The sequence below is a fragment of the Nocardia sp. BMG111209 genome, assembly GCF_000381925.1.
GTDB lineage: Bacteria > Actinomycetota > Actinomycetes > Mycobacteriales > Mycobacteriaceae > Nocardia.
On sequence record NZ_KB907307.1, the window covers coordinates 2,315,160 to 2,334,711 of the forward strand.

At 69.4% G+C, this 19,552-nt stretch carries 16 protein-coding genes; 5 read left to right on the forward strand and 11 right to left on the reverse strand.

Annotation, left to right across the window (positions count from 1 at the left end):
* Nucleotides 1-50: 50 nt before the first annotated feature.
* From G361_RS0110655 to G361_RS0110670, 4 genes are all read right to left on the reverse strand, one after another.
* A complete protein-coding gene (locus G361_RS0110655; protein ID WP_019927069.1) occupies nucleotides 51-1,130 on the reverse strand; it encodes a 2-oxoacid:ferredoxin oxidoreductase subunit beta in 1,080 nt (359 codons plus the stop codon).
* On the reverse strand, nucleotides 1,130-3,094 hold the full coding sequence (locus G361_RS0110660; RefSeq protein ID WP_019927070.1) for a 2-oxoacid:acceptor oxidoreductase subunit alpha: 1,965 nt from the start codon (nucleotides 3,092-3,094) through the stop codon (nucleotides 1,130-1,132). Before G361_RS0110660 ends, G361_RS0110655 begins: the two co-directional genes overlap by 1 nt.
* A gap of 110 nt (nucleotides 3,095-3,204) precedes the next feature.
* On the reverse strand, nucleotides 3,205-4,224 hold the full coding sequence (locus G361_RS0110665; RefSeq protein WP_036494895.1) for an Rv2578c family radical SAM protein: 1,020 nt from the start codon (nucleotides 4,222-4,224) through the stop codon (nucleotides 3,205-3,207).
* Nucleotides 4,225-4,255: 31 nt separating this feature from the next.
* Nucleotides 4,256-5,245 carry an NAD-dependent epimerase/dehydratase family protein gene (locus tag G361_RS0110670; protein ID WP_026342905.1) on the reverse strand — a complete coding sequence of 330 codons (990 nt, stop codon included), beginning with the start codon at nucleotides 5,243-5,245 and terminating at the stop codon, nucleotides 4,256-4,258.
* Between the two features lie 215 nt (nucleotides 5,246-5,460).
* On the opposite strand from G361_RS0110670, the gene G361_RS0110675 reads away from it, so the two are divergent.
* The 3 genes from G361_RS0110675 to G361_RS0110685 all read left to right on the forward strand — a co-directional run bounded on the left by G361_RS0110675 (nucleotide 5,461) and on the right by G361_RS0110685 (nucleotide 9,225).
* Nucleotides 5,461-5,799 carry a type VII secretion target gene (locus G361_RS0110675; RefSeq protein WP_231386838.1) on the forward strand — a complete coding sequence of 113 codons (339 nt, stop codon included), beginning with the start codon at nucleotides 5,461-5,463 and terminating at the stop codon, nucleotides 5,797-5,799.
* A gap of 3 nt (nucleotides 5,800-5,802) precedes the next feature.
* Nucleotides 5,803-7,500, forward strand: coding sequence for a hypothetical protein (locus tag G361_RS0110680; protein WP_019927074.1), 1,698 nt, complete (start codon nucleotides 5,803-5,805; stop codon nucleotides 7,498-7,500).
* 855 nt (nucleotides 7,501-8,355) lie between these two features.
* Nucleotides 8,356-9,225, forward strand: coding sequence for a TIGR03619 family F420-dependent LLM class oxidoreductase (locus G361_RS0110685; protein WP_019927075.1), 870 nt, complete (start codon nucleotides 8,356-8,358; stop codon nucleotides 9,223-9,225).
* Between the two features lie 54 nt (nucleotides 9,226-9,279).
* Here the strand turns inward: G361_RS0110685 and G361_RS0110690 are convergent, their stop codons facing one another.
* The 3 genes from G361_RS0110690 to hisS form a co-directional block, all read right to left on the reverse strand.
* The gene (locus G361_RS0110690) at nucleotides 9,280-10,287 is read right to left on the reverse strand and encodes a malate dehydrogenase (RefSeq protein WP_019927076.1); all 1,008 of its coding nucleotides are present in this window, start codon (nucleotides 10,285-10,287) and stop codon (nucleotides 9,280-9,282) included.
* 249 nt (nucleotides 10,288-10,536) lie between these two features.
* Complete coding sequence (locus G361_RS0110695) at nucleotides 10,537-11,181, reverse strand: hypothetical protein (protein WP_019927077.1); 645 nt, start codon at nucleotides 11,179-11,181, stop codon at nucleotides 10,537-10,539.
* Nucleotides 11,182-11,279: 98 nt separating this feature from the next.
* Nucleotides 11,280-12,557, reverse strand: coding sequence for a histidine--tRNA ligase (gene hisS / locus G361_RS0110700; protein ID WP_019927078.1), 1,278 nt, complete (start codon nucleotides 12,555-12,557; stop codon nucleotides 11,280-11,282).
* A 171-nt stretch (nucleotides 12,558-12,728) separates the two neighbouring features.
* On the opposite strand from hisS, the gene G361_RS0110705 reads away from it, so the two are divergent.
* Complete coding sequence (locus G361_RS0110705; RefSeq protein ID WP_019927079.1) at nucleotides 12,729-13,592, forward strand: peptidylprolyl isomerase; 864 nt, start codon at nucleotides 12,729-12,731, stop codon at nucleotides 13,590-13,592.
* A 307-nt stretch (nucleotides 13,593-13,899) separates the two neighbouring features.
* Complete coding sequence (locus tag G361_RS0110710) at nucleotides 13,900-14,463, forward strand: hypothetical protein (RefSeq protein ID WP_019927080.1); 564 nt, start codon at nucleotides 13,900-13,902, stop codon at nucleotides 14,461-14,463.
* Between the two features lie 65 nt (nucleotides 14,464-14,528).
* Here the strand turns inward: G361_RS0110710 and G361_RS50860 are convergent, their stop codons facing one another.
* The 4 genes from G361_RS50860 to G361_RS0110730 are packed head-to-tail and all read right to left on the reverse strand — an operon-like array spanning nucleotide 14,529 to nucleotide 19,497.
* Nucleotides 14,529-15,305: a DUF4913 domain-containing protein gene (locus tag G361_RS50860; RefSeq protein ID WP_019927081.1), complete on the reverse strand. Its 777-nt coding sequence runs from the start codon at nucleotides 15,303-15,305 to the stop codon at nucleotides 14,529-14,531.
* The gene (locus G361_RS0110720; protein WP_019927082.1) at nucleotides 15,302-17,197 is read right to left on the reverse strand and encodes a TraM recognition domain-containing protein; all 1,896 of its coding nucleotides are present in this window, start codon (nucleotides 17,195-17,197) and stop codon (nucleotides 15,302-15,304) included. Before G361_RS0110720 ends, G361_RS50860 begins: the two co-directional genes overlap by 4 nt.
* Nucleotides 17,198-17,239: 42 nt before the next feature.
* Nucleotides 17,240-17,782 (reverse strand): hypothetical protein, encoded by a 543-nt coding sequence (locus G361_RS0110725; RefSeq protein WP_019927083.1) that lies wholly within the window; start codon nucleotides 17,780-17,782, stop codon nucleotides 17,240-17,242.
* 29 nt (nucleotides 17,783-17,811) lie between these two features.
* Nucleotides 17,812-19,497, reverse strand: a complete 1,686-nt coding sequence (locus tag G361_RS0110730; protein ID WP_019927084.1) for a peptidoglycan DD-metalloendopeptidase family protein — start codon at nucleotides 19,495-19,497, stop codon at nucleotides 17,812-17,814.
* Between the last annotated feature and the right edge of the window lie 55 nt (nucleotides 19,498-19,552).

Genomic DNA, 19,552 nt, shown 5'->3' on the forward strand with positions numbered 1-19,552 from the left:
GATCCGCCGCGGCCGACGCCGTCCCGAACGGCCGGCCGCGGCGGTTCGGCTCAGCCGACGGTCCAGGTCTCCTTGCCGGACAACAGGTTCTGCAGGGAGTCCGGGCCGACGGGCTTGCGTTCCCGGGCGATCTCCGACTGTGCCCGCACCCCGTCGTCGTAGGTGGGCCGCGACGCGCTGCGGAAGATGCCGACCGGCACGTGCGTCAGTTCCTGATCGGACAGCCGCGACAGCGCGTAGGCGTATTCCGGATCGTCACTGTACGCGTCGTGCACCACGATGTCGGATTCGGCGACGGAGTCGGCGGACACCACCTCGAGCCCGAAACCGTTGCGCACCACCGCGAATTCGCTTTCGGCGCCGAATCGGATCGGCTCGCCGTGCCGCAGCCGGATCAGATGCGATTCCGCGTTGTCGCGGCGCAGCACGTCGAACGAACCGTCGTTGAAGATCGGGCAGTCCTGCAGGATCTCCACGAATGCGGTGCCGCGATGCGTCGCGGCGGCCCGCAGCACCTCCGTGAGCCCGGCCCGGTCGGAATCCAGTGCCCGCGCCGCGAAGGTGGCCTCGGCGCCCAGCGCCACCGACAGCGTGTTGAACGGGTGGTCGACCGACCCCATCGGGGTCGACTTGGTGATCTTGCCGGGTTCGGAGGTCGGCGAGTACTGCCCCTTGGTGAGGCCGTAGATCCGGTTGTTGAACAACAGGATCGTCATGTTCACGTTGCGGCGCAGCGCGTGGATCAGATGGTTACCGCCGATGGACAGCGCGTCGCCGTCGCCGGTGACCACCCAGACCGACAGGTCGGGCCGGGTGACGGCGAGACCGGTCGCGATGGCCGGGGCGCGGCCGTGGATGGAATGGATGCCGTACGCGTCGAGGTAGTACGGGAAACGGCTGGAGCAGCCGATACCCGAGACGAACATCAGATTCTCGCGGCGCAGGCCGAGGTCGGCGAGGAAGCCGCGCACGGTGGCGAGGATGACGTAGTCGCCGCAGCCCGGGCACCAGCGCACCTCCTGATCGGAGGTGTAGTCCTTGACCTTCTGCGGACCCTCGGCCGCGGGTACCCCCGACAGTCCGGTGAGGCCGAGATCGGTTCCGACCAGCGAGGTTTCGATGATGGTCATCAGTTTCCCCCTGTCTGCGACACGGTGGTGCGATACGTCGCCCGCGCACGCGCGGCGAACGCCTTGTCCTGTTCCAGTTCCGCGATGGAGCCGTCGAGCGCGGCATCGATGACGCCGACGAGTTCCTGCGCCGAGAAGGCGGTGCCCGCGATCTTCGTCCAGGGTCGCACATCGACCAGGTAGCGGGCCCGCAGCAGCATCGACAGCTGGCCGTTGTTCATCTCCGGCGCGACCACGACGCGATACCGCCGCAGCACGTCACCGGTGTTGGCGGGCAACGGATTCAGATGCCGCAGATGCGCCTGCGCGACCGGGACGCCGCGGCGGCGGGCCCGGCGGCAGGCCTCACCGATGGGCCCGTAGGAACTACCCCAGCCGATGATCAGCAGTTCCGCCGCGCCGGAGGGATCGTCGACCTCGAGGTCGGGCACGGTGATGCCGTCGATCTTGGCCTGCCGCAACCGGACCATGAGCTCGTGATTGGCCGGATCGTAGGAGATGTTGCCGCTGCCGTCGGCCTTCTCCAGCCCGCCGATGCGGTGCGCCAGGCCCTTGGTGCCGGGCACCGCCAGCGGCCGGGCCAGCGTCTCGGGATCGCGGGCGTAGGGCCGGAATTCGGTGGCCTCCTCCGGTTCGGGCTCGAACCCCGGCTCGATCCGCGGCAGGTCGGCGACGACCGGAATCGACCACGGCTCCGAACCGTTCGCGATCGCGCCGTCGGACAGCAGCAGTACCGGGGTGCGGTAGGTCAGCGCGATCCGGGCCGCCTCGACCGCGGCCGCGAAACAGTCCGCGGGCGAGCGCGGCGCCACGACGGCCACCGGCGACTCACCGTTGCGGCCGTACAGCGCCTGCAGCAGGTCGGCCTGTTCGGTCTTGGTCGGCAGACCCGTCGACGGACCGCCACGCTGCACATCGACCACGATCAACGGCAGTTCGGTCATCACCGCCAGACCGATCGTCTCGCTCTTCAACGCCAGGCCCGGCCCGGACGTACTCGTCACCCCGAGCGCCCCGCCCACCGACGCGCCCAGGGCCGCACCGATACCGGCGATCTCGTCCTCCGCCTGGAAGGTGGTGACGCCGAAGTTCTTGTGCTTGCTCAGCTCGTGCAGGATGTCCGAGGCCGGCGTGATCGGATACGTCCCCAGGAACACCGGCAGGCCGGACAGCTGCCCCGCCGCGACCAGGCCGTAGGCCAGCGCGGTATTGCCGGTGATCTGCCGGTAGGTGCCCGGCGGCAGTGCGGCGGGTGCGATCTCGTAGGTGGTGGCGAAGGCCTCGGTGGTCTCGCCGTAGTTCCAGCCGGCCCGGAACGCCAGGATGTTGGCCTCCGCGATGCCCGGTGTGGCGGCGAACTTCTCGCGCATGAACTGCTCGGTGCCGCCGATCGGCCGGCCGTACATCCAGGACAGCAGTCCGAGCGCGAACATGTTCTTGGCGCGCTGGCCGTCCTTCTTGCCGACCCCGGTCGATTCGGTCGCGCCCAGCGTCAGCGAGGTCATCGGCACCTGGTGCACGACGAAATCCGCCAGCGTGCCGTCGGCCAGCGGATCGGCGGCGTATCCGACCTTGGCCAGCGTGCGCTTGGTGAACTCGTCGGTGTTGACGATGATCGTCGCGCCGCGGGCCAGATCCTCCATATTGGCCTTCAGCGCAGCGGGATTCATCGCGACCAGCACGTCCGGCTGGTCGCCCGCGGTGAGGATGTCGTAGTCCGCGATCTGGATCTGGAAGGACGAGACGCCCGGCAATGTGCCCTGTGGCGCGCGGATCTCGGCGGGGAAGTTGGGCTGGGTCGCGAGATCGTTGCCGAAGGCGGCGGCCTCGTGCGTGAACCGATCACCGGTCAGCTGCATACCGTCGCCGGAATCGCCGGCGAACCGGATGACGACCTTCTCCAGCTTCTCTATGCTGTTGTGCCCGGTGTTCTCCGAACCGGTGTGCTCCGTGCCGGTGCCCATGCGCCTGCATCACTTCCTCTGAGTCGGCCGCTCGCCTGGTCTGCGATACCACACGCCAAGTTACTCCGCCCGCACCGGGACACACCCGGGTTGCCACGCTGCGACGCGATTCACACTGTGAATAACGACAATTGCGATTCGCGCTGAGCCACCGGCACCTGCGGTGATTCGGATTCCACTGGGCGCGTGGGCCGTAGCGCGTGCCGGTCCAGCAGCGGATCGAGCCTGCCCCGCAGCCACTCGGCGTACTCCGGTGTGACGTATGCCCCACGACCGTACAGCTGCCGATAACGCCGCAGCAGCGCCGGATGGTGTGAGGCGAGCCACTCCAGGAACCAGCCGCGCGTGCTGCCGCGCAGATGCATCGGGATGGCGACGGCACTCGCCGCGCCCGCCGCCGCGATCGACCCGAACAGCTCCTCCAGATGAGCGCTGCCGTCGGTCAGGTACGGAACGATCGGGGCCGCCATCACATTCACGGCGAATCCGGCGTCGGCGAGGGCCCGCACCAGATCCAGCCGGGCCTGCGGGCTCGGCGTGCCCGCCTCGAGGCCGCCGTGCAGATCCGGGTCGAGGATCGCGATCGAGACCGCCAGGCGCACCGGCACCTGACCGGCGGCCGCGCGCAACAGCGGCAGATCGCGGCGCAGCAGCGTGCCCTTGGTCAGGATGGAGAACGGCGTGCCGGAATCGGCCAGCGCCCGGATGATGCCGGGCATCAGCCGATATCGGCCCTCCGCACGCTGATACGGATCGGTGTTCGTGCCCAGCGCCACAGGTTCGCGATGCCAGGACCGCCGGGCCAGTTCGCGCCGCAGTACCGCACCGACATTGGTCTTCACCACGATCTGGGAATCGAAATCGCGGCCGGCGTCCAGATCCAGATATTCGTGGGTGCTGCGGGCGAAACAGTATGTGCAGGCGTGCGAGCAGCCGCGCATGGTGTTGACGGTCCAGTTGAACGGCACCCCCGAACCGGCCGGCACCTTGTTCAGCGCGCTCTTGCACAGCACCTCGTGGAAGGTGATGCCCTCGAATTCCGGTGTGCGCACGGTGCGCACGAACCCGGCCCGTTCCAGGCCGGGCAGGGCGCCGTCGTCGGCGTTCAGGGTCTGCCGCTGCCACCGCACCCCCACATTCGAACAGGCGTTCTAAAACCTGTCAAGCATTCGCACCCGCGAGGTCCGGGAGATCACCGTTGTAGAAGGCGATCAGATCGCGCACGGTGTCGGCGGTCGGCCGGGGCCGGTAGCCCAGTTCCGCACGAGCCTTGGCGCCGTCGACCACGGGGGCGGCCAGCAGCGCGCCCATCGCCGCCCGCGACACCCGATCGCTGCCGAACAGCTTGCCGATCGGCTCCAGCACCGGGATCGCCGCCGAGATCACCTTCGGCGGGATGGCGAACGCCGGGCCGCGCTTGCCGTTACCCGCGGCCGCCAGCCGGGTCAGCTCCAGCATCGAGACCATCTCGCCGGCCAGCAGGTAGTTCTCGCCGGTGCGGCCGTGTTCGGCGGCCAGCAGCAGACCGGCGGCCACGTCCCGCACGTCGACCAGGTCGAATCCGCCGCCGATCATGACCGGGGTCAGGCCGCGGGCCGCGTCGCGCAGCGTGGTGTTGATCCGCGAACCGGTGTGGTCGATCGGCCCGTACACGCCGGTCGGATTGCAGATCACCGCGTCGAGCCCGGCGTCGATCACCGTGCGCAGTTCGACCTCGCCCCGCCATTTCGAGCGGTCGTAGACCGGCAGGTTCGCGCCGATCGACCGCGACGACTGCTCATCGATCCGGCCGCCGCAGCTGTACTGGTCGAACGAGTGGATCGAGCTGGTGTGCACGAAGCGGCGCACGCCGACCTCGCGCGCGGCCTCCGCGACCACCCGCACACCCTCGGTGTTCACCCGCCAGGCAAGATCGTGCCGATGGGCCAGGGTGATCACGGCGACCAGGTGATACACCACCTCGGCGCCCGCCAGCGCCGCGCGCATCGAGATCGGATCCAGCACGTCACCGGAGACCCATTCGATATTCGGATCCACGGCGCCGGTGGGCCGAACCCGGTCGATGGCGGTCACCTCGTGACCGCGCTCCACCAACTGGTGGAGCAGGTTCGTGCCTAGGAACCCGGCTGCGCCGGTGACTGCGACCTTCATGAACACGAGAATATAGAACTCGTTCTAATTTGCAACAAGTTCTAATTTTGCTCTCAGGCGCGCGATTCGGGGGTCGAAACCTGTCGGGCCCGTCGGTTATATTGAGGCCCAGTCACACCCGAGTACCCCGAGCGCCACGGCCCGGTCCGGGTTTGCTCGAGGTTATCGTTCGCGAATCCCGGCGGCCGGGCGGACAATGTCAGGACCGAGCACAGATGGGGGGCACACCGATGGCCGATCTCTCGGTGGAGACCACGGCGGTGCGCGAATTCGCCGCCACCAATCAGGGTGTCGCCGCGGACATCGCGGGCACCGCGAATTACGACGCCACCCAGCACATCGTCGCCATGACTCCGGTATTCGGGCTCATCGGCGCGGACTATCTCGCGATGTTCGCCGCCGCGCAGGTCCTGCACGCAAGCGATGTCAACGATCTGTCCGCCAAGGTCGACCACATCGGCAAGGCGGCATTCGGTACCGCGGCGACCTTCGACGACGCGGACGGCTCGCTCGCCGGCGCACTCGGCGCCCTCGGACAGCAGATCGGGGGCTGAACCATGGACTCCGGATACGACACCGGCGTGATCGGCCTCCGGGCCGAGCCGCTGCCGGTGCAGGAACTGGTCACCGCGGGCGGTCTGCACGGCCCGATGCTCGATCTGCCGCTGCCGCAATGGCCCGACGACCTGCCCCCTCTCGATCCGCCCGCATTCGCGCTCGCGCACAAGGAGTTCGAGGAGGACGGCACCGCGACGCTCGGCGCGCATCCGGCGGGCCTCGGCGGCCTCCCCGGCGCCGCCGCGCCGACGCACGCCGCCGGCCTCGACGATCCCCTGCTCGGCACGGCCCATCCCGCCCCCGGCGACACGCCGGGCGTGCTGGCCGCGGCCCACGACACATCCTCGGCGAATGTCCTTGCGGGACCGGCATATTCGGCCGGCACCGCACCCGCCGCGCTCGGCGCCGCACCGACGGCCGATCCCGGTTCCGGCGCACTCGGCGCCGCACAACCGGTCGACGCGACGCACTCCGCCACCACCGCAACGCTCGCCGCACACAACGCGGCCGGCACCGGCGCCGCGGCCGCCGTACCCACCACCCCCGCGGTCGCACCCGCCCTCCCGGCCGACCCGGTCGGCGCGCTGCTGCACGGTCTGGCCCTGCCCGCCGTACCCGGCGCCGACGCCCTGCTCAAACCGTTCCTCGATCTACTGAGCGGCTTCGGTACCGGCGTACTCGGCGCGGTCAACCCGGCATCGATCATCGGCCAGGGCTCGCAGGTCATCCAGGCCGCGATGCAGGTCGGCGCGGGCGCCTTCAAGACCGTCGACCAGGTGTGGCAGGGCAAGGCCGCACGCAGCGCACAGGATGCCGGCCAACGGGCCCAGGCGCAGGGTCAGGACACGAGCCAGCGCGGCCTGGACATCTCACAGCTGACCGAACAGGCCGCGGGCGTGATCCAGCGCGGCAACGTCCAACTGACCGCCATCGCACAGGCATTCGCGGCCGAGGCCACCGCGCTGGCGCCGGTCGTCTTCACCCCGCCCGGACAGGCCACGCTCATCACCACCGCCACCGAATCACTCGGCCAGGCGGTATCCATCGTCAACGCCACCCGCGCCGAATTGTCCGGCTACACAGCCCAATTGGCAGGCGTGGTGCAACAACTGACCGGCGTCGACGCCGGCACGCTCAACGACGCGGCCCAGGCCGCCGCCCAGAACATCGGCCAGCCGATGCTGGACGAGGCCCAGCAGATCCTCTCCGGCGACAACGCCCGCACCGTCGGCCTCACCAACGATCCGCTCGGCTCCCACCTCGGCACCGGCGATTCCACCGTCGCCGCGGGCTACGGCGGCTACAACGGCGCCCATCCCGGTTCCTACGGCTACGGCCTCGGATCCGCCGGCGGCTACGGCGGCGGATATGCCGGTGGTGTCGGCGGCGGCCCCCACCCCGGCGGCCCCGGCGCTTCGGTCCCCGGCCTGCGACCCGCCGGCACCCCCGGCATCCCGTTCGGCCCCGGCATGCCCGGCACACCCGGCCAGGGCGCGGGCGGCGGCGGCTTCCTCGGCGCCCCCGGCGCAGCCGCCCAGCGCGACAACGAGGACGAGAAGTCCCGCACCGTCCAGCCGTACCACAGCGCCACCGGCAACAGCGACCTCACCGGCTCCCTGGGCGAGACCACCCCCGAGGTGATCGGCCAGACCCACCAGGACGAGATCATCTACGAATACGACAACGACCGCCTCTAGAACCGCGTCGAACCTACGGAACGGGCCAACCGGACCACCGCCGATTCCCGGTTTCCGCCGCCGACCCGGCCGCTCCCGATCCCATCGGCCACGCCCGGCACCCAGTTGCTCAACCGCCATGCGTAAGTGTGCAGACGGCTGACGAGCCCCACCACCGAGCCAGGCCACCGACAGTTGAACGAAGCCCGAAGTACCCGGGCGAGTTCGCTACCCTCCCGCACACAACCGACGAGCCTTCAGCGCAACGCGGTCACCGGCGACCGCATTCGGACCTCCGAGGTATCCGAGCAAGTCCGACAGCTTCCGGGTCTCGGACGACCACCGAGCCTCCGATCCGTGGGCCGGCCCCGACCACCGGAATCGAAGCCCGAGGTATCCGAGCAAGTTCGCTTCTCCCGCGGACGACTGACGAGCCTTCAGCGCAACGCGGCCACTGACGACCTCATTCGGACCTCCGAGGTATCCGAGCGCGCTCGGCAGCCTCCCGGTCGCGGACGACCGACGAATCTCCGACCACCGCGGCCTCCGACGCCGGAATCGAGCCCGAGCGGGGGTCAGCAGCTGGATACTCGTCGGCGAACTCGATGATTGCGGCCCGCGCGACGAGCGGATCAGCTTGCGGCAGTTGGGGATTCGAGAGTAGGCCGGATGTGGGGAATGGCAGGGCCGGGTATCGACCGGGAGACGATCCAGTCGTGCCGCGTGCCGATCCGGGGGGTGAGTGGTCGGGAGGATGGTGGCGCATCCGCGGTTCCGGTCGGGGGAAATGGTGCCGGGGTGGTGGGGTGGCCGCTAGCATCGCGGTGAGAACTAGAATCTGTTCTAGTTTTTTGCGAATTCGAGAGGACTGCACCGATGCGCTTCACCTACGCGGAGGCGATGACTGATCCCGCGCACTACATTCCGCTGGCTCAGGCCGCCGAGGCGGCCGGGTTCCACAGCATGTCGATCGCCGACAGCATCGCCTACCCGGCCGAGTCGGATTCCACGTATCCGTACACGCCGGACGGGTCCCGGGAGTTCCTCGACGGGAAGCCGTTCATCGAGGCGTTCGTGCTGTCCGCGGCGCTGGCCGCCGCCACGACCCGGCTGCGGTTCACGCCGTTCGTGATCAAGTTGCCGATCCGGCCGCCGGTGCTGGTGGCGAAGCAGACCGCGTCGCTGGCGTATCTGAGCGGCAACCGGTTCGGGCTCGGGGTGGGGATCAGTCCGTGGCCGGAGGACTTCGAGATCATGGGGGTGCCGTTCGCCAAGCGCGGCAAGCGCATGGACGAGTGCATCGAGGTCGTGCGCGGGTTGTGCAGCGGTGAGTATTTCGAGTACCACGGCGAGTTCTACGACTTCCCGAAGATCAAGATCACCCCGGCGCCCACCCAGCCGGTGCCGATCCTGATCGGCGGGCACAGCGAGGCGGCGCTGCGCCGCGCGGCCCGGCTCGGCGACGGCTGGATGCACGCCGGTGGTGATCCCGCCGACCTCGACCGGATGCTCACCCGGCTCACCGAACTGCTGCCCGAGCGGGAGAGCAACATCCCGTTCGAGATCCACGTCGCCTCGCTGGACGGCTACACCCCCGACGGCATCAAGCGGCTGGAGGACAAGGGGGTCACCGATGTGATCGTCGGTTTCCGCTACCCGTACGTCGCCGGCGAGGACACCGAGCCGCTGGCCAAGAAGATCGCGCACCTCGAGCGTTACGGCAATTCCGTCATCGCGAAGTGCTGACGGCCCGCCGCCGGCCCGGCTCGCAGGTGGCGAGGCCGGGCGGCGGCGCCGCGCTCAGGCGCGTTTGGCGAAGCCCAGGCCGATGACGGCCTCGCGCTCGGATTCCAGCTCCGCGACGCTGGCGTCGATGCGGGCGCGGGAGAACTCGTCGATCTCGAGGCCCGGCACGATCGTGTACTCCCCTGCCGCGCAGGTGACCGGGAACGAGCTGATCAGGCCCTCCGGGACACCGTAGGAGCCATCCGACGGCACCGCCATCGACACCCAGTCGCCGGGGGCCGTGCCCAGGGTCCAGTCGCGGATGTGGTCGATCGCGGCCGCCGCGGCGCTCGCCGCCGACGACGCGCCGCGCGCCTCGATGATCGCGGTACCGCGCCGCTGGACCGTGGGAATGAACTCGTCGCGCACCCAACCCGGATCGCCGACCGCCTCGGGGGCCGGCCGGCCCGCGACCGTGGCATGTCCGAGGTCGGGGTACTGGGTGGCGGAGTGGTTGCCCCACACCGTCATTCGCGCGATATCCGCGGCCGCGGCGCCGGTACGGCGGGCCAGCTGCGCGATGGCGCGGTTGTGGTCGAGGCGGGTCAGCGCGGTGAAGCGATCCGCCGGTACATCCGGGGCGTTGCTCATCGCGATGTAGGCGTTGGTGTTCGCCGGATTGCCGACGACCAGCACCCGCACATCGTCGGCCGCACTGGCGCTGATGGCGGCGCCCTGGTCGGTGAAGATCGGCCCGTTGGCCGCCAGCAGGTCGCCGCGCTCCATCCGCGCGGTGCGCGGGCGAGCGCCCACCAGCACCGCGACGTTCGCCCCGGAGAAGCCGTCCCACGGATCGTCGCTGATGTCGACGGACTCCAGCAGCCCGAAGGCGCAGTCCTCCAGCTCCATCGCCACGCCCGCCAGCGCCCCGACCGCGGCCGGGATCTCCAATAGCCGCAATCGCACCGGCGTGTCGGGTCCGAACATATCTCCCGCGGCGATGCGGAAGAGCAGCCCGTAGGCGATCTGGCCGGCACCACCGGTCACGGTGACGGTGACGGGAGTCCGGGCGACAACACTCACGAAAACTCCTAGCGATCCGAGTACATTGCGGGCTCGCACCGGCCGGCCCGCGTGTCGGCGCGGCGGCTCGGGCTCGTCCCGATGGCCTGTCGACCTCACCCTAATCCTGTTCACCGCCGGGGACGCCGGCCAGTGAGGAAGACGACACCCACACCGCGCGACAATGCGGCAAATCGGGCGAAAAGTGGCGAAAACTGTTGACCCGTACCGTATTTCGCGTTACCGAAGTGTTATCCGGACCGCCGCGGATCACCCCAGCGCGGCGATGTCGCGATCGCTGAGCACCACCGGCTGCACACTGTCGCGGGCCCGCACCGACTGCACCGCGCGGAACAGCGGACGTTCCTCGAGCACCGCGTCACGAGCCTCGGCGCGCAACTGACCGACCAGCATGCCCGATACCGCGAGCGCCGCGGCCAGCGGACTGGCCGCCAGCGCGTCCGCCAGCTTCCGCAGGCCCAGGATGTGCAGTTCGCGGCCGCTGCCCGCATCGGTGTACATCGCCAGCGGCACCACCTGCCGCGCCCCACCCGCGGTGACCCGCAACACGATCCGCGACAACCGGCCCGGGAAGACCAGGATCTCCACCCCGGTGGCCTCGGCCACGTCCAGCCGCCGGGTCCCGAATATCCTGCGGGCCCGGATCACGGTGCCCGCCAGCCAGATTCGCCGCCGCTGCACCGCCAGCGCGTAGAGCGCGGTGGGCGCACCGAGGACCAGGCCCGCGGCGACCGCGTACAGCCACGGCACCGCCAGCGCCAGCAACAGCGCCATCCCGATGCCGATCCCGATCGCGGCCAGCGCCAACCGCCGCAGCATCGGCGTGTACATCTCGGGGGCGATGAGATCCAGGCCGATCGGTTGCGGCGGTTCGGGTTTCGGTTCGTCGGTCACGCGTCCCACTCGTCCGTTCCGGGTCGACAGCCGGGCAACTGCCGTGCCGCGCCCGAATTGCGCAGTGCGACACGACAGTTGGTGGCCCAGTGACCGTACTACCGATCCGCCGTCAGCGCGGCCGCGACCGTGGCGACGGCCTCGTCGATCCGGATCTGCCGCTGCTCGCCGCTGGCCAGATCCTTCAGGCCGATCTCACCCTCGGTGAGGTCGCGGTCGCCGAGGACCAGCGCGTAGGCGGCACCCGAGCGGTCGGCGGCCTTCATCGCGCCCTTCACACCGCGGCCACCGTAGGCGAGGTCGACGCGGACCCCCGCCGCGCGCAACTGCGCGGCCAGCACCACCAGGCGCTGTTTCGCGGCCTCGCCGAGCGGGACGCCGAACACGTCGACCCGGGCCGGACCGGCGGCGGTCTTACCCTCCGCGGCCAGGGCCAGGATCGTGCGGTCGACGCCGAGACCGAAGCCGATCCCGGACAGCGGCTGCCCGCCCAGCTCGGCCATCAGCCCGTCGTAGCGGCCGCCGCCGCCGATCCCGGACTGCGCGCCGAGGCCGTCGTGCACGAATTCGAACGTGGTCTTGGTGTAGTAGTCCAGGCCGCGGACCATCCGCGAGTTGACCACGTACGGCACGCCGAGTACGTCCAGGTATCCGAGGACCTGCTCGAAGTGCGTCTTCGCCGACTCGGACAGGTGGTCGATCATCAGCGGCGCGGCCGCGGTCATCTCCTTGACCTCGGGACGCTTGTCGTCGAGCACCCGCAGCGGGTTGATCTCGGCACGACGGCGGGTCTCCTCGTCCAGCGGCAGCCGGAACAGGAACTCCTGCAACAGTTCCCGATACTGCGGCCGGCAGGTGTCGTCGCCGAGCGAGGTGACCTCCAGCCGGAACCCGTCCAGGCCCAGCGAGCGGAAGCCGGCATCGGCCACGGCGATGACCTCGGCGTCGAGCGCCGGATCGTCGACCCCGATGGCCTCCACGCCCACCTGCTGCAACTGCCGGTACCGGCCGGCCTGTGGCCGCTCGTAGCGGAAGAACGGGCCCGCGTAGCAGAGTTTCACCGGCAGCTGGCCGCGGTCGAGACCGTGCTCGATGACCGCGCGCATGACGCCGGCCGTACCCTCCGGCCGCAATGTGACGCTGCGTTCACCGCGGTCGGCGAAGGTGTACATCTCCTTGCTGACCACATCGGTCGACTCGCCGACACCACGAGCGAACAGCGCCGTGTCCTCGAAGATCGGCAGCTCCACATGCCCGTATCCGGCCAGTCGCGCGGCCTGCACCAGCCCGTCGCGCACGGCGACGAATTCGGCGGAGGCGGGCGGCAGGTAGTCCGGGACACCCTTCGGAGCGGCGAAACTGCTGGTCTTGGTCACGATCGTCCAGTCTCCCCTACCGGGACGTGCCAAGTCCAACCGGTTCCGAGCGCGCCGTCTCGGGCTCTCCTCAGGAAGTGATGGCAGACTCTTACGCCGGAGCTCGCGACCGCGATGCCGCAGGTGGTGTCACGACGGGGGCGGCGCCACGACACAGGAAGGGATCTGGTAGTGCCGAGCAACGAGCAACGACGGGCGGCCGCGAAACGGAAGCTGGAACGGCGATTGGAGCGGCAGGCGGAGCGGGCCCGCAAGCGCAAGCAGCTCACCATCGCCGGATCATTGGTCGGCGTCGTCGTCGTCATCGCGGCGGGCGTCGGGATCTACTTTCTGACCAAGGGCGACGGTGACAAGACCACCGCCGCCCCGGACGCCTCGCTGTCCAGCACGCCGCAGATCGCGCCGCCGCCGGCGCCCAAGGCGAAGGCCGCAACGGTCTCCTGCACCTATACCGACGGCGACCCCGCGGCGAAACCGGCCACCAAGCCGGAGAAGACCCAGGTGTCCACCCAGGACTCGCCGAAGGTGAACATCGACACCACCCAGGGCCCGATCGGCATCACCCTGAACGCCGCTGCCTCGCCGTGCACGGCGAACAGCTTCGAGAGCCTGGTGCAGCAGGGCTTCTACAACGGCGCCCCCTGTCACCGGCTGAGCACGCAGGGCCTGAAGATGTTGCAGTGCGGCGATCCGTCGGGCACCGGAAAGGGCGGTCCCGGATACCAGTTCGCCAACGAGTACCCGACCGACCAGTTCGCACAAGGTGATCCGGCGCTGAAGCAACCGGTCGGCTATCAGCGCGGCGTGGTCGCGATGGCCAACGCGGGTCCCGACACCAACGGCAGTCAGTTCTTCCTGATGTACGGCGATTCCCAACTCCCGCCGCAGTACACGATTTTCGGCACCGTCGACCAGGCCGGCCTGGCCACCCTCGACAAGATCGCCGCGGGCGGCGACGACGAGTCGCTCGCGAACAGCGCCGGCGGCGGCAAACCGAATCTGCCGGTCACCTTCAATTCGGCCCGAATCGGCTGACCCGGAACATCTTTCACGCGACCGGCCCGGTGCCCAGCACCGGGCCGGTCGCGGCTTCCCGACGGGTTTCGCCCGACATGCCCGATGATGCTGGCACAGGACCTACGGTTGCGGCATCCTGTTGCCGGAGAAGATCCGGCGTCAGGACCGGGGTGCCGGAAATGTGAGTTATATGTATTCGTTGCACAGTTCGAGTAAGGATTGCCTCCGGTCCCGCTGTAACCTCGTATAACGGAGTACAACGTGACGTGGCGAACGTGCGCACCACATCATCCATAGTGTTCACTGCAACATCGGGGAGCAGGCAATGGCCGAGGAACTCGACGACATCGGCCGCGAAACCGCGGCGTTGATGAAGCAAATGTTGCAGCTTGCGACCTTGGTCGCGCTGCGTACCCGCGAACGCGGTCAGAAGGAAGCCGAAGCCCGCGTCAAGGTCACCGAACAGCGCATCAAGGACGCCAAGGAACTCGCCCTGCGCGAGGCGCGCGAGTCCAAGGCCAAGGATCCGCGCAACGTCGAACTCACTCGGATGCTGGACCGCCCCCCGCTGGAACGCGGTGGCATCTCGCTGGAGCGGGACCGGTTCTCCTCCGAGGCCAGCACGGCCCGCAGCGAGGCCCAGGCCGCTGCGGCCGCCACGCCGACCGTCCGGTACGACTCCCCCGAGCGCCGCACGGCATTGGCCGCCCACCTCACCAAGATCGGTGTCGCACCGGAACTCCGGGCGATCCGGATGCTCATGGAGGTCGGCCAGGCACAGCCCGCCTCCGAGGCCGTCCGCTCGGTTCCCGACGACAACGAGCGGTTGGCCAAGCGGCTGCGCGAACAGGAACTGGCCCGCCAGCGCGGGCTCGAGCGCAGTCGCTGAAAGTCGGTGTCCCGGGGTGGGTTCCGCTGCGGAAACCCACCCGGCGCCGGTGCGCCGTCAGCCGCTCAGTCCGAGCCGGCCTGCGGCTGCGGGACATCCCGATCGATCACGTATCGCTCCCGATCGTCCAGATCCGCGAACATCTCCGGCGCTGCGATCTTGGTCGGCAATGGGCCGAGTAGCGACTTGTGTCCTTGTCGCACACTGCAATACCGGAACGGCCCGCGCGGATCGAGCAGGACGGCCATGTGCGGATCGGAATGCTCGTTGAACCATTCGCTCAGACCGGTTTCCGGCACCTGCCGATAGCGCTCCCAGGCCCGCCAGGTGGCGTCCAGCCGCGCGACCGCCTCGGTGTGCTCCCACCACGACGGGCACCACACACTGTCGGTGGTATCGCTGACCTGCCGCTGGTACAGCAGGCTGAGATAGTTCTCGACGAATTCGACCACGGACTTGTACGCCGTGCCGGTGCCCTCGATGTCGTGGAACATCCCCTTCGGCGGCTGCGTCAGGATCAGCGGTGACAACAGCTCCTGATGCCCCTTGCGCACACCGCAGTACTTGAAGGGACCGTTCGGATCGAACAACTTGGTCATGTGCCGATCGGCGTGGTCCAGGAACCAGATGCTCAGGCCCGTACGCGGATTGCGGCGGAAGTGTTCCCATGCCCGCCACAATGCCTCCATCCGGATGACCGCCTCGGTGTGTTTCCACCACTCGGGGCACCACACGGCGTCGGTCGTATCGGTCACCTGGCGCTGATAGATCTGGACCAGATAGCCCTCGACGAAGGCGGCGACATGGGGGTAATACGTGGGGAACTGCTCCGGCTCGGTCACAGGGGCCGGACCTCCTCGGGCTGTCCGTGCTGCTGGGGCTGACCATAATAGGGCTCGGCCGGAGCGGCGGGCTCCTCCGGCGTATTCGCCGTGATCAATTCACGCTGGGCGATCAGATCGTTCATATCCGTCCGGTGCGGCCGGGCCGGGTTGTGATGTTCGATCGAGCGGCGTACGGCGTCAGCGTACTCCCCCTCCCACCACGGCACGGTCCGTACCAGCGTCGCGGGCGCGCCGGAAGTGAACACGATGACCCGGCCGCGCGGCAGCGTGACCAGCGCGTTCACGTTGAAGGTGCGCGAGGAGCTCAGCGACCGCGAATAACTCTTGCCGCCCTTGGATTCCGACATGGACTGCGAGATGACCTCGTAGTCGCCGATCGCCTCGGACCGCTCGGTGAGGAAGTCGGTGTCGTCGATACCACTGCCGATGACCTTGATATTGGCCGCCGACCACAGCGCCTCCATCCCCGCGGCGCCCCAGCAGCGCACGCCCTGCGCCCAGGACTGGAGCACCGTCATCACGACGATGCCGCGAGAACCGAAGTGGCTGTACTGTTTCGGCAGATCCTTCCAGCGCACCACGTTGGCGGCCTCGTCCAGCACGGCCAGCAGCGGGACCGGCAGCCGGCCGCCGTAGGACCGCGAGGCCCGGCGCATCGCCACATCGATGATGGCCTCGGTCAGCGCGCTGACCAGCGGGCCGGCCGAACCACGGCCCTCCAGCGACAGGCTGTAGAGCGTGCCGTTGTCCTCGATGAAGTTCAACTCGTCCAACGGAACCCGGGTGACCGTGCCGCCGTCGTGCAGTGGGGTGCTGCCCGGCTGCAGCCAGCTGTGCACATTGGACAGCTTCAGGCAGCGCACCATCTTCTTGGCGGTGCCGAAAATGCCACTGCGCGTACGGGGGTCGACGTTGTACTGCGCGGACAGGCCGGAGGCGCTCAGGTGGAAATGGTCGCCCGCCGCACGCAGCACCTCGACCGGCTCCGGGTCGAGCGGATTGGTGACCCACTCCCACACCTGGGTGATCGGCTTGCCGTAGACGGCCGCCGCCAGGAACAGACCGGCCAGCAGATCCTCGGCCTCGGGATCGAAGAAGGAGTCACCCGCGTCGGAACCGCTGTCGGCGTCGGCGAAGTGGCCCGCCAGCCGGGCCGCGCGCATCTCCGCGCCCTCGTGCCGCGGGTCGACCCAGGACAACGGATCCCAGTACCAGCGCGGCTCCTCGCCCGCGACACCGGTCGGGTCGAAGACGAACACCGGAGATCCCTTGGCCTCCCGCACATCCCGGGTCGCGTCCACCACGTCGCGCTTGTTCGAGGTGACGATCACCGGGCCGATCGCGGAGAGGATCGCCGGGATGACCCGCGAGGTCGACTTGCCCTGCCGCGGACCCCAGATATCGATGTGCAGATCCTCGTAGGATCCGTAGAGCATGACGCCGTCGGCCACCGAGATGCCGATCGGAATACCCGGCTCATCGTCCTCACCGAGGGTCTGGCCCAGTTGGGTGGCCTTCTCCCGCGCACCCGCTGCCGTGAGCGCCGCGATCGCGCCGCCGCTGCCCATGTGCTGGGCCTTGTCGTCGACCGGGAGCTTGCCCCGGCCGGCGCGCTTCTTCTTCTCCTTGCGCCAGACCCGGTAGGCCACATAGGCCGCGATGACCAGCAGCACGATCGCGGTGGACACCAGCGGCCAATGTATCTGCCCCTTGACCAACTGGATCACGATGGCGATCGGATTGACGGGGATGTTCTGCTTGGTCACCGACAGGGCATTACCGAGTTGTAGTGCCACCCACAGCGTGCCGAACGTGGCGAAACCGATGTACACCAAGATGAGCTGGTGATCGGGGCCCGGGACGGCCGGGTCCTGCAGCTTTTTCGCCATCTGGAACCTCCTGTGGTGGTTCGAACTGTGTTCTCTTGCCGCTCAGCGGAATCCGTCGAGCCGCCAGCCGTCCGGCGTGCGGACGACGGTGGCGATGACCGTCGACGGTGGCAGCGATTCCCGCCGCCCGTCGGGATAGACGACGGTCTGCTCGATTCCGATCTTGTACTGCTCGTGGTCCGGATCGCTCACCGGCGCCTTCTCCCCGGACGCGAAGGTGAAGGCCTCGACGTGCGCACCCGCCCGACCCCAATCCGCCCATTGCAGCGACGGTTTCGGCGTCTCGACCCCGCTCGGCGGGGTGTCCAGGGTACGGATCAGGCTCGGCCCCAGCCACTTCCGGGCCCGGGCCAGTGACGCGCCCGGGGCCTCCGTGGCCGGTACCCAGGTGTAGACCTGTTGCAACGCCGCCACCGCGACCCCGTCCGGCGTGCTCGGATCCGGTGCGGGCACGGCCGCCAGCTGACGGGTGGTGGAGGTGGGCGACTCGGCCGGCGATCCGCTATCGGAGCTGCCGCAGGCACCGGCCAGCGTCGTGACGCTCCCCATCAGCATCACCCCCAGGATCGCGCGTCGTGCCGTCACCTTCCAGGCTATCCGGCCGGACCGACACCTCACAGCACCCTCCGCAATCGCGCGTCGCCGGGCACCGGAACCTCGCTCACACCGGAGGGGTCCGCGGACCGGATCATCATGCCCTCACCGACATATACGCCGACCTCCGACGGGCCGCGCACCCCGAACCGGGAGAACACCAGATCGCCCGGCTGCGCGCGGCTCATCGGCACCTCTCCGCCTGCCTCCCACTGCTGTTCGGCGGTGCGCGGCAGGGTCACCGTGCCGGCCGAGGCGGCGAAGACCGCGGCCGAGGTGAGGCCGGGCCCGTCCAGCCCGCCACCGGTCGGACCCTCCGGACCGCCTCCGCCCCATACGTACGGCGTGCCCAGGAACTGTTGCGCGGCGGCCAGGATCTCCTGGCCACCGGCCCGGCCGTCGGGCTGGAACCGGCCGGTCGACCCCGGCGCCCGGTACTGCGGTTCCATCGCGAGGATGTTCGCCACGTACGGCTGGGTTTCGGACAAGTGCGCGGGCACCTGGTTCGGCATACCGCCGGAGGCCAGCACCGCGCCCTCGCCGGCGTTGTAGGCCGCCAGGGCCAGCGGCACGACATCGCCGTGCACCTTGCCCTCACCGATCCAGTGCTCGATGCGATGCGCCAGCGAGCACATGTACCGGCCCTGCGCGATGATCGCGTCGCCGTCGTCCCAGAGGCTCGGATTGCCGTTGCCCTCCACGTCGAGCAGATACGGTTTGCCGTCGTCCGGATCGATGGACGCCGCGGTGCCGGGCAGGAATTGGGCCAGGCCCTGCGCGCCGGCCGGTGAGGTCAGCCCGCGCCGGAAACCGGACTCCTGCCGGCCCTGCGCGGCCAGGATCGAGGGGGTGATCTCGGGACACAGCGAGCCCGCGCGCCGGTACCACAGCTCCAGTTCGGCGGGCACCTTGCCCGCGGCCAGTGCGCCGCCGGCGGTGCCGAAACCCCGGGCGCACAACGGATTCGCCGAGAACGGCCAGGCGCCGGCGGATTCCGGGGTGGGTGCCCCGTCCAGCCACGGCAGCGGATCGATCTGGTGACCGCCGGCGAACCGCCCGCCCGGCACGATCTCGAAATGCAAATGGGCGCCGGTGGATTCACCCGCCGAACCAACCGCGCCGATCTGATCGCCGGCGTGCACCTGCTGTCCGGTGCGCACCCGGATCCCGCTGTCCCACTCGTGCCCGTACACCGCGGAGAACGGCCGGCCGTTGACGTCCACCGAGTCGATCACGATCCAGTTGCCGAATCCGGTCGCCGGTCCCGCGGCCACCACGGTGCCGTCGGCCACCGAATAGATCGCGGTGCCGTCGGGCGCGGCCAGGTCGACCCCGAGATGGGTGCCGTTGCGCGCGCCGAACGGATCGGAGATGAAGAACGAACCCTGCGGCAACGGCCAGCTGCGCCGGATCGGGCCCAGCCCCGAGGCGAGCGACGCGGTCCGGGTGATCGCCGAATTCGATGCCGCCGCAGGCACATTCGCCGCACCGGGGGCGGGCGTCGGGGTGCTCGGGGCGGTGGCGGTCGCCGAACCCTCGGCACGCACGGACGACGGGGCGCCGTCCGAGGGCTGCACGGTGGTGGGGGTGACCGTCGGCTGATCGGCGCACTGGTCCTCGACCGCGGGCAGCACGATCACCACGACCAGGACGATCATCGCGATCACGGTCCCGATGCCCACCCACAGCAGCGTTTTCGCGTTCACCGCACCCCCGGCGGGTCGGCGCGGCGGAGCACCGCGCGAGGGGCGACCGGATCGG